Raw genomic sequence first — 9,969 nt, 5'->3', positions numbered from 1 at the left:
CCGGCGGTAATAGGTGCGGGCGAGCCGCCCGCGCGCCGGGTGGAGGATGGGGCGCGGGCCGCTGGCCCGCCAGTGACGTGATATGCCGTAGGAGACAACAATGGACTTCAACGAACAACTTCGTCTCTTTTGCGAACGAGTAGGCGACCGGCGCGCGATGGCGTTAATCCTCACCGGCAGCGGCCAAACCGATACTGCTGCACTGTTGTTGGCGGCGCTGCAACCGCAGCGAGTCGCTTTTCTGCTGACGCCGGAAACGAATACCTTCCCTGAACGAGTGGCGCAGCAGATCGAGCTGTCGCCTGATCCGAATTGGTTGCGCGAGGAAGTCCATTACACCGATATTAAACAGGTCTATCGCGCATTGCGCACGATCATCGGAAAGTGGTCTGATCTGCCGCGCGAACAAATGCTCGTTGATTTAACCGCCGGCACCAAGGTTATGTCGGTAGGACTGGCCAAAGCGGCTTATGCGCTCGATCTCGGCACGATCTACATCGAGAGCGACTATCAGCAAAATAAGCCGGTACCGGGCACGCAGCGCCTGATCGATCCGCCTGATCCGTATGAAGTGTTCGGCGATCTCGAAGCAGAGGAAGCTGCTCGCGCCTTCAACACCTATGACTACCTGAGCGCAGCGCGGATCTACGCCGATCTGGCCCGACGGGTGCCGGAACCGGATCAAGTGACGTATGCCGCTTTAGCGCAGTTAGCCATCGCCTACACCCAATGGGAAGCGTTTGATCTGCAGGCCGCGGCGCAGACGTTGCAGCGCCTGTTGAGTAAGCCGTTGCCGGGGCAACTGGCGGTGCATCATCATACCTTGCAAGCCCAGCAAGCCGCGTTAGCGCGCCTCGTCCAAACCATCGGCGCCATGGCGCAGCCGGCCCGCGCCCTTGCTACCTTGCAAGACCTCGATGCTGTGCTGCCGCTGCTTGGTTCGTTGCATACCAATGCCTTGCGCCGCGAAGCGCAGCAGCGTTACGATACAGCCGCCTTGTTGCGATACCGGTGTCTCGAACTGATAAGCCAACACCGGTTGGCGACGCATGGGGTATTAGCTGAAGAGCCTGATTTGGATACGCTCAAGAAACGGGTGCCGAATCTGGATCAACGTTACCGGCAGATCGAACGCGCTACTGGTCTTCGTGAACGGGGGTTGCAACCAAATCGTGATGGGACGTACAGTTCGATAACCCTTCTTAACGGCTATTTGTTGTTAGCTGCGCTCAACGATCCTTTAATGGAATCCGTAAGACCACTTGAGATTCGCCGTCGCTCACGCGCCCGCAATCAGAGCATTCTCGCCCACGGCTTCCGCCAGATTAGCGAAGCTGAATATCGTGATTTCGTTACGGTGGTTGAGCAATTGCTGGATCAATTCTTCGCGATTGGGCAGCGGTCACGCAGCGACTGGGAGGCGCTGTACCGGTTTGTGACGGTGTGAAGAGGCATTGTGAGCGGCTGGTATCGGCTCAGTTCCTTTCCCGGCGGGGTTCAAGGACGGACAGAACACAATGAGCGCAGATGTGGTTAATGGCGTTGCGATGTGCCAGTGTACCCTCACCCCCTCCCCCTCTCCCGCAACGCGGAAGAGGGGCGCTGCTGCGTTCCGCTCCTGCACTCCTTGCCCGCCATCAGCGGCTCCCCCTCTCTCCTTAATCCGACACCGGCAACGGCGCGCAATCAACAAGGAAAAAGGTGCGTATGGCCGAACAAGAACCGTCTTCAGGACGCGGCGGCGGCATTCGCCGCAGTTCAAAGCTAACCTTCCAACGCCGGCTGTGGCTGGTGCGCCGGTTGGTGCGTGGCCCAGCGACCGCGCAAGAATTAATCGACGATGCCCGCCGCGCGTTTGACCACGATATCTATCCGGCCAACGCTACCATCGCGCTGAACCATGATCTGGCCGAGATTCGCAACCTCTTCGGCTGCACGATCAAACGGGTGCGCAATGGCCGCTACACGCTAGTTGATTACGGCGAGCTGGCCTTGCTCGATCTGGCCGACGCTGAATTGGATACGCTCAGTTTTCTGGTAACACTGTTTGCCGACGCGATCACGCCTAACGCACGATCGGTACAAGGACTGCTTGACCGGATTATCGCACTCTTGCCGTCCGAGCGGCGGGTGGTGTTTGAGCATGCTGGGCCGCACGTGAGTGTCGAAACGCCGGCGATGACCTCCAAACCCGATCCAACTATGCTCGAACGCATTCGCCGGAACTTGGGCCGGCACTACCTCCGCTTTCGCTACCGTTCGACCCATAGCCCGGCGCAGATCGAGGAAGAGCACCGGGTTGCGCCGTACCATCTGCTGGTGCGCGACGGCCATACCTACCTCGACGCCGTTTGTCTGGCCGGGCCGCATGCTGAGATTGTCAACCGCTACGTCAATTACCGGGTGGATCGGATTGTCCCCGGCTCGTTGATGGTCGAGCCGGGCCGCATGCCGCCGGCGCCGCCGCCGCGCCGAGTGTGGCAGGTGCGCTATTGGCTGGCGCCACCGGTAGCGCAACAGCGCGACATTGCCCTCTGGTTTCCCGGCAGTACAGTGGTCTTTTTTGCCGATGGCAGCGCTGAAATCACTGCTGAGACTACCGATCTATGGCAAGCGCGCCAAATCCTCTTCCGTTACCGTGAACATTGCCGCGTGCTCGAACCGCCTGAACTGGTGCAGATGATGCGCACCAGCGTGCAACAGATGCAGGAGTATTATCCGTGAACCGCCGGAGCTGGAAAGAGATTTTCGCGAGTATCAACGATCCAGAGGTGCCGGCGCTCTTTTTGATCGGTACCATGGTGTTTGCCATTCTTGGCAATGCGCTCTACGATTTGCTGGTTGAGCTGCTGCAAGACGTGTTGGGCGGCGAAAACGCATTGCTCTATGCAGTGATCACCGTATTCTCTGCCGCATTGCTGGTCGCGATTACGCTCATACTCTGGCTCTGGTTTAACCTGCGCCGGCGCCAGCGCAACCGGCTGGCCGATGCGGTCAAACTCGATCGCGCCTACCCCGGCCTGATCGTGTTTGTCAGCGCCAGACAGGGCGGTGCTGAACCGGCGGCGATTGCGCCTCACCTGAAAGCCGGCAAGCTGCGCCGGTTGTGGTTGATTGCGACCAACGAAGCCGAAAAGAAGGCTGCCCAGTTGCGCGATCAGGTTCGGCAAGAGGCAAATGACGCGGTTCAGATCACCATTGTGCCGCTCGACAGCGCCTTCGATATTCCAGCGGCGTATCGGGCGGTGGTGCAAGCGTTTGATCAAGCTGGTGATTTGATCGATCAGGTGATCGTTGATATTACCGGCGGCACCAAACACATGAGCGCCGGCGCAGTGCTGGCGTGCCGCGAGTATGGCGTGCCGATGCAGTATGTGTTGGCCGAGATCAAAGATGGCAAGGTTGATGAGCGCAGCGAGGGCGAGTTGATGAAGGTGTGGTTGTGATCCGAATGTCATTGCGAGCCGCCGTAGGGGCAGAGCGCTGCTCTGCCCGCACGCGGCGAAGCAATCTCCCACTCTCGCGGGAGAGACACCCACTAAGCCATTGGTTGCGCTGAAGCGGGAGATTGCTTCGGTCGGGCGGCACCCATCCGCGCTGGGTACCGCCGCTCCCTCGCAATGACAGAGGATCACGACGCGCCCGGTATACCGTTGGTCTAGTGCGCCCCGTCTGTCGGACCGCCGCTCCCTCGCAATGACAGAGGGTAACGACCCTAATACCGCAATATCGCCGCAATCCGCTGGTGCGCTTGGAGGGAGCCGTTCGGCACAAAGACCGCTTTGCCGCCGCGATCGATCACCGCCGCGATCACCTCATCCACTGCGTCATCGAGGGCTTCTGGCGTGGTTGGCTCATCGATGAAGGTCAAGCGTTGGCCGCTCTCATCAACCAGTGCCGCTTGGTGGTAGTCTTCCTCGACTAACAAGGTTGCGATGCGACCTTCGTGAGCAAATCGCCACACTTCCCCTAACGTTGAGCAATAGCGTTGCCCGCTTACCGCTGCCTCAAGCTCGCGCAAGACGTGCTGGCTGCGGTGGTGCAGGTTGGTTTCGACCAACGGCCAGATCAGGCGGCCAAGATCATGGGCAGTAGCCGTATCGTAATTGCCGGTCAGCGTGGCGACAATCGCGTCGCTGTGCTTGCTCACTTCGCGGAAAAAGGCGAGGTAGCGATCGACCCCAATCAGCGCCAGCGGCAACGGATCGCCGGCCATAAACGGCGCGAAGGCTTCGTCTACTTGCCGGAAGAAGATGCGGTGGTGCTCGTCGCGGTAGGCCGACTGGTTGATCGCCGGATCGTTGGGAATGCCGCGCGCACCACCCGGCCCAAGGTGGGTCATTGGGAAGCCGCCGGTCTGGATTTCTTGCAACGTCTCGCGGGTGGCTTCAAACAGGCGGGTTGGCTTCTCGCTGAGGGCCAGCACCCAATAGCGCGGCGTGCGGTTGAGCGCGTAGACCAAATCGCGGGTGTAGAACGTTTCATCCACCACCACCCGCTCTTTCAGCGGAAATGGCACCATAAACAGAAATGAAGTGTCTTGATTGACAAACAGCGCCAATCCGTCGAGCGTGTACCGATAATCGATGTCGCCGGCCAGCGCCTCAAGCCGGCGCAGGATCGGTTCGACGGCGCGCTTGCCGTAGGTGTCAGTCAACCGGTTGGCGGCAGCCGTAACCAGATTCTTGACCCGGATGGGGTCTTGTTTGTTGTCGGGGGAGGTGCGGTGGGTGGGTAACGTGATGGTCAGTGCGGGATCGCTGCGGATCGATTGCAAGAGTTTCACATCGTTGATATTCATAATCACCTCCTCGTGATCGGGCAATGCGCGGCGATCATTGCCACGCGATGCGCTTACCGGCAGCATACCACGAAATAGGCTCCGTTGGGAGGAGCTAGCTGCCGCGGATCACGAGGAGGTGGCCCTGCTGCTCAGCCTACCGCTTGAGCGGTAGCCGATCCCACGTGAGCAAGATCACGAGCAGAATCCCCAGTACAAGCGTTCCCTTCCACCACTCGGCAGCGAGCAAGTCCCAGCCGCCGGTTGAGTACAGATAATGGAGCCACAGGCCCAAGATGAAGCCGAGCATGACCGAACCGACTTCTTTGATGGTCTTTTTCGATGGCATTGATGGGTTCTCCTTGAGCGCCGGAATCTTATTGGAGTTGCGTTATTAATATCGTTATCAAAAATAATAATAACAAGGCAACGGTTTGTCAAGAGGGGTGAATCGCAAGCTTGGCTACTAATCGCGGTTGCCGGTATGCTCCGCACGCGGCATTGCCGTGGATGGCCGCCGGCGTTTATAACCCGGCTTGCTGCACCAAGCGCAGGAGGGCGCGTACTGCCGGCGGCGCGTTGTGGGTGACGACTTCAAACTGGCAGATGCGTTCACCGATGCGGGTGTGGAATGAGTAGACATAACCGTCAGGCGATGATTCGCTGCGGCGGGGGAGACGGCAGGGGCGCGCGCGCAAGAGGGTGTGGTAGAGGCGCCTGATGGCTTGCGGCGAGAGGGTGTGTGGCCGGCGGGAGGGATCGTCGCTGATCACCAAGCCGTTGTGGTAGATGGTGATGGTGCGGGTGGTGAAGCGCAGGCCGCCGCTGCGGCTCACCATCAGCAACGCGCGCCGGGGCAGGGCTGGTGCGCGCAATGATGCGTCGCTGCCGTCAGCAAGATGCTCACCCAGCGACCAGCCGCCGTGCTCATCAGGAATGCTCATGGCGCCTCCACCGAAGCGATAATCCGCGCTAGCGCGCCTTCGAGCCGGTCAAACTCAGCGGCGGGAGCGGCCAGCGTCAGATAGAACGAATGGTTCGCGGTGACGAAGATATATTCGCGCGCTCGCACGACCACCGGCAACGCCGGACGGCGCGGCTCGTCGATCGGTTGCACCACATACGCAAAATCGCTCGCAATTGCGCGCTGGCCGGCGACCGTTGTCTCGGCTTCACCCAGAAAATGGTAGCCGGTCAGCAGACTGCGATCTTCGACCCGGCGGTCGAGCAGCTCTTGCAAGGTCGGTGGATTGGCTGGATCGATGTCGCGCTGTTCAACGCTGAGCGTAGTCTTGAACAGGCTCGCCGTTTGCGGGTCTTCCACCTTCAACAGCACGTCACTCAGCGAGTCGACGCTGACCCAATGGGCCGGATAGGCGAGGCGCAGGGTGGCGTCGGGACTCTCAAACGATCGAGTGGCTGTCTCGGTGCGCCACATCAGCAACGTGCCGGCCAGCAGCGCCAGCGCCGTGACCAGCGCCACGCCGAGGTCTTTATTCCAGAGCCGCACACGCCAGACTCGTTCATTGCCAATCTGCCCGATCATAGCTGCTCCTCGCTACGACGACTGCTGCAACGTCACCATCACGCTCCGCCGGATCAGCGCGATCAAGGTGAGGTAGGCGATCAAGGCCACCGCCACCCCCAGCGCCAGTGAACGCCACGGATCGACGGTGAGACCGACGGCGCTCACTTCAGCGATCAGCCAGCTCACCAAACCGTTCAGCGCCGCGGTGACGGCAAAGCCAAGCGGCACAAACCAGATCGGGCGATGGCTAAATTTCGCTTCCGCCATCACGTACCCCATCAACCCGCCAAAGCTGGCCTGCGCCAGCGCCGTGGTGGCGGTCGTGATCACCCCCGGCGCTAACGCCACCCCTTCGCTGGCCAGCACGTAGCGCAGGTTGAGCAGGGTGGCCACGCCGAGACCGGCGACCGTGCCGTAGACAATCCCATCCATCCGCTCATCGAATTCATCGGTGGCGTAGACCATGGCGCGCACGGCGACATACGCGATCACCTGCCGCAGCGGCCCCAAGATCCAGAGCGCCGCCAGCAGCGATGTGGTCGTATCGGCAGCGGCCCATTCACTGACGCGCCACCACTCTTCGATGGCCCGCCGTCCGATCACATCGGTGAGCAAGAGTGCGGTGAAGAAGACGGCGGCAATATTGCGTTTCGGTTCTGGTTCGAGCCGGTCTTGGCGATAAAAGAAGATCAGCCACAGTACCGCCGGCACTACCGACAAGACAATGCCGGCCACGAGCAGGGGCAACCCGCTGAGCGGGCCGATGGCGTTGCCCAACCATGCCAGCAGCGCGCTGAGCGCAGCCATACCGAGAATCTGGATGAGGCTGGCCTGCCAAAAACCACGGTGCGGTTTGTTAACCAGCGCATAATGGTGCGCGCAATAGACCCTCCCGCCGAGGATGTGGTAGGGCGGTGATTGGGGTTGGTGGCAGATGCAACATTCAAAGCGTTCGTTTGACATAAAATGTGTTCTTTGCAATAACGGTCGCGGTAGGGGCAGAGCATGCTCCGCCCCCAAGGCAGAGCATGCTCTGCCCCTACTACCGCGACCGGCGCATTTGGGCATCGACCCGGTACGGATTGGCTGCCGTGGCCGGAATCCGCAGTTCGCCATCCGACAAGATCGTACGATACCCGCGCGCCACCACAATCACGCTATAACTCTGGCCGCGCAACACCGGCTGCTCGGTGCGGAAGCCGCCATTGTCATCGGCGATCGCCATGGTCAACACCTCATCCGGCGTGAGGGTGTCATCGGCAGCGGCTTGGCGCGCGGTGATGCCCGGTTTCAGAATGAAGATCTGCGCGCCGCGCACACCGCGCCCGCTGTCGGCATCGCTGATCGTGCCTTGCAAAAAGACCAGATCGTTATTGTTGACCGGCGGTGTGCTTGGCGCATTGCCGGTGGTACAAACGATCAACGCAACATCATCGACAAACATACTGCTGATATTGCCACGCGGATTTTCAGCGGCAAAGACAATACGCACCGTCTTGCCGGCATACTGGCTGGCATCGGCGCGCCGGTCGCGCCACGTATCATCGCCATCGCTCGATTGAATCCGCTCAACGGTAGCAAGGGGGTTGGTGCGGGTATCGGCAATGACGACCGAGAAGAACGCTTCACCGGCAAAGAGACCGGCGATACCACTGAGCTCAAAATGTACCAGCCGGGCATAGCGCAACTCAACACTGGTGGCGTTAGCCGGAATACGGACATCTTGATAGATGAGCTGAAAACTCTCTTGATCGGTTCCGCCGAGCCATGCGCTGCGTTTACCGCTGCGGGGCAATTCAGGGTCGATCAACGAGGCGTCAAGCGATGTGACCTGTTCCCAACCACCTTCAGCTTCAAACCCGCCATTGACAATCAGGTCGCTGCAACCGGGGGGAAGACTCTGTGCTGCCGGCGGCATGGGTGGTGTGTTTGGCAAGGTGTCCGGCGGCTGCACCACCGGCCCGCCGGGGGTGGCGGTGCTGGTGATCCCAACGGCGGCAAAGGCGTCGCGAACTGCGGCGACTTCGGTCTGGCCGTAGAGATCGGCGGCGGCGCGGGCAGTGGCGGCGGCGGCATCAGCAAAGTTGCTGCTCGGTGTGAGGTATTGGGTCAGGGTGCGATAATAGATCCGTTCCACCTTCTCGCGCCCGATCTGCTGCGCGAGCAAGTAAGCGGCGCGGTTGGGAATGCCGCTATTCACATGCACGCCGCCGTTATCGGTACGGCGGGTATTGGGCAAGTTTGCATACTCGTTCATCGTGGCCGGTTGGCCCACGCTGCGCAGCGGATCGCGCGCGTCATAGCGTCCGCCTAACGTCGGGTCAGCCATACTCCGCAGATGCGCAACCGGATACGGCGGCGACTTCACCACATCCTCGCCGATCAGCCAATCGTCGCGGTCGATCATCACCGCAAATACATCGGCATACGACTCGTTCAGCGCACCCGATTGGTTTTCATAAATCAACTGTGCCGTCGCATCGATCACGCCGTGGGTGAACTCGTGGCCAATCACATCGAGGCCGTACGGCAACGGGCGAAAGAGCCGTCCGCCGTTGCCATAGATCATCTGCTTGAGTTCGCTAATCCATGCCGCATTATCGGCATCTTCGGGATCGCTGCCGTAGCTGACGGTTGAGACCATTGCCCCGCCGCGACCGTCGAACGAGTCGCGTTGGTGGGTATTGAAGTAGTAGTCGTAGACCTTGCCGGCCCCCTCGTGGGCAGCGCGCGCAATTGCGTCACGCGGCAATTCACCCTCTTCGGCCAGCAAGCGACCGGGCAAGCGGGTGGTATTGTTGGCGGTATAGGTGCGGCGGCGTTTCGCGCCAGCGAGTTGGTCAATCGCATGCACGACGCTGCCGCGCCGCGCATGCACAAACACCTGCCACTCGCCGAGCGGCGCAGTGGTCAGCACGCGCACCGACCAGACCAGCACCGCATGGCCATCGGCGCGGACGTAGATCATCAAGCTGGTGCGATCGGGCAACGGCGTGAATTGCACCCGCATCCGCTCGTCCGGCTCCAGTTCTTGCCAGATATGGCCCAGCGCAATCGTCATCGCCGCTTGCGGCGCGATTGCAGGTTGGGTTTCGACTGCAATCCCCGGCTCGAAGTGACCGTTGACCGCCACCACCTGCCCGGCTGGATCGAGATGGACAATCAACCGGCGGCCAAAGACGGGGACACCGTTGGCGACCTGTTCAAACCTGATGTGGTGAAAACCGAGCTGGCGATCAGGTTCGGGCGGTAACGGGCGCAACTCGGCGGCGACGCTGCGCAGGCCAAAGAGTGCGCGTTCGCGGTCGAGAAAACCGCGGGCAATCGCGAGCGGGTCGCCGATTTCGGCAGCGGTCGGGGTGTAGGGCAACCGGCCATCAGGTGTAGCGGGAACAAGAAAGGTCGGAATGCCGGTACGGGCATCCCATGCGGCGAGCAGCGGTGTGGTGGTGCGAGCAGCTAAGGCGGTGAAGGCATGGCTGGCGTGGGCCGCAACCGGCGCGAATAGAGGGCGGAATGCAAACTCAACCGGCGCAACCGGCCACAATTGCACGACCAGCAAGGCGGCCATCAACCCGCTGATCAGCGCTCCGAACCGGTGTCGCTTGAGGCTTGCCAGCACGCGCATTCCTTTCGCTACGCGGTTTGCAAACAGATGCCT

9 protein-coding genes are annotated in these 9,969 nt (G+C 60.9%); 3 read left to right on the top strand and 6 right to left on the bottom strand.

Features of this window, described 5'->3' with window-relative positions; all coding sequences use genetic code 11:
- Positions 1–100 precede the first annotated feature (100 nt).
- The 3 genes from A6A03_RS14815 (at position 101) to A6A03_RS14805 (ending at position 3,446) form a co-directional block, all read left to right on the top strand.
- Entirely contained in the window at positions 101–1,447 is a 1,347-nt protein-coding gene (locus A6A03_RS14815; RefSeq protein ID WP_066789849.1) for a TIGR02710 family CRISPR-associated CARF protein, read from the top strand.
- 260 nt (positions 1,448–1,707) lie between these two features.
- Positions 1,708–2,724 (top strand): helix-turn-helix transcriptional regulator, encoded by a 1,017-nt coding sequence (locus tag A6A03_RS14810; protein WP_066789848.1) that lies wholly within the window; start codon positions 1,708–1,710, stop codon positions 2,722–2,724.
- Positions 2,721–3,446, top strand: a complete 726-nt coding sequence (locus A6A03_RS14805) for a hypothetical protein (protein WP_066789846.1) — start codon at positions 2,721–2,723, stop codon at positions 3,444–3,446. The genes A6A03_RS14810 and A6A03_RS14805 overlap by 4 nt, the downstream gene beginning before the upstream one ends.
- A 269-nt stretch (positions 3,447–3,715) precedes the next feature.
- On the opposite strand, the gene A6A03_RS14800 is transcribed toward A6A03_RS14805, so the two are convergent.
- The 6 genes from A6A03_RS14800 to A6A03_RS14775 form a co-directional block, all read right to left on the bottom strand.
- Positions 3,716–4,867 carry an AOC03_06830 family ribosome hibernation factor gene (locus A6A03_RS14800; RefSeq protein WP_245669007.1) on the bottom strand — a complete coding sequence of 384 codons (1,152 nt, stop codon included), beginning with the start codon at positions 4,865–4,867 and terminating at the stop codon, positions 3,716–3,718.
- A gap of 70 nt (positions 4,868–4,937) precedes the next feature.
- Positions 4,938–5,129 carry a hypothetical protein gene (locus tag A6A03_RS14795; RefSeq protein ID WP_066789844.1) on the bottom strand — a complete coding sequence of 64 codons (192 nt, stop codon included), beginning with the start codon at positions 5,127–5,129 and terminating at the stop codon, positions 4,938–4,940.
- A 175-nt stretch (positions 5,130–5,304) separates the two neighbouring features.
- Positions 5,305–5,724, bottom strand: coding sequence for a hypothetical protein (locus A6A03_RS14790; RefSeq protein ID WP_066789843.1), 420 nt, complete (start codon positions 5,722–5,724; stop codon positions 5,305–5,307).
- Entirely contained in the window at positions 5,721–6,326 is a 606-nt protein-coding gene (locus A6A03_RS14785; RefSeq protein WP_066789841.1) for a hypothetical protein, read from the bottom strand. Before A6A03_RS14785 ends, A6A03_RS14790 begins: the two co-directional genes overlap by 4 nt.
- A gap of 12 nt (positions 6,327–6,338) precedes the next feature.
- Entirely contained in the window at positions 6,339–7,271 is a 933-nt protein-coding gene (locus A6A03_RS14780; RefSeq protein ID WP_066789838.1) for a PrsW family glutamic-type intramembrane protease, read from the bottom strand.
- Positions 7,272–7,350: 79 nt separating this feature from the next.
- Complete coding sequence (locus tag A6A03_RS14775; protein ID WP_066789836.1) at positions 7,351–9,930, bottom strand: M4 family metallopeptidase; 2,580 nt, start codon at positions 9,928–9,930, stop codon at positions 7,351–7,353.
- Positions 9,931–9,969: the final 39 nt, after the last annotated feature.

This window comes from Chloroflexus islandicus (assembly GCF_001650695.1).
Lineage (GTDB): Bacteria > Chloroflexota > Chloroflexia > Chloroflexales > Chloroflexaceae > Chloroflexus > Chloroflexus islandicus.
This window is presented reverse-complemented; position numbering and strand designations above follow the sequence as displayed.

What these genes read in the sequence shown, in the direction of transcription:
- A6A03_RS14800 (WP_245669007.1), bottom strand. Translation starts at nt 4,867, where the DNA reads ATGCTGCCGGTAAGCGCATCGCGTGGCAATGATCGCCGCGCATTGCCC.
- A6A03_RS14785 (WP_066789841.1), bottom strand. Translation starts at nt 6,326, where the DNA reads ATGATCGGGCAGATTGGCAATGAACGAGTCTGGCGTGTGCGGCTCTGG.
- A6A03_RS14795 (WP_066789844.1), bottom strand. Translation starts at nt 5,129, where the DNA reads ATGCCATCGAAAAAGACCATCAAAGAAGTCGGTTCGGTCATGCTCGGC.
- A6A03_RS14815 (WP_066789849.1), top strand. Translation starts at nt 101, where the DNA reads ATGGACTTCAACGAACAACTTCGTCTCTTTTGCGAACGAGTAGGCGAC.
- A6A03_RS14810 (WP_066789848.1), top strand. Translation starts at nt 1,708, where the DNA reads ATGGCCGAACAAGAACCGTCTTCAGGACGCGGCGGCGGCATTCGCCGC.
- A6A03_RS14790 (WP_066789843.1), bottom strand. Translation starts at nt 5,724, where the DNA reads ATGAGCATTCCTGATGAGCACGGCGGCTGGTCGCTGGGTGAGCATCTT.
- A6A03_RS14780 (WP_066789838.1), bottom strand. Translation starts at nt 7,271, where the DNA reads ATGTCAAACGAACGCTTTGAATGTTGCATCTGCCACCAACCCCAATCA.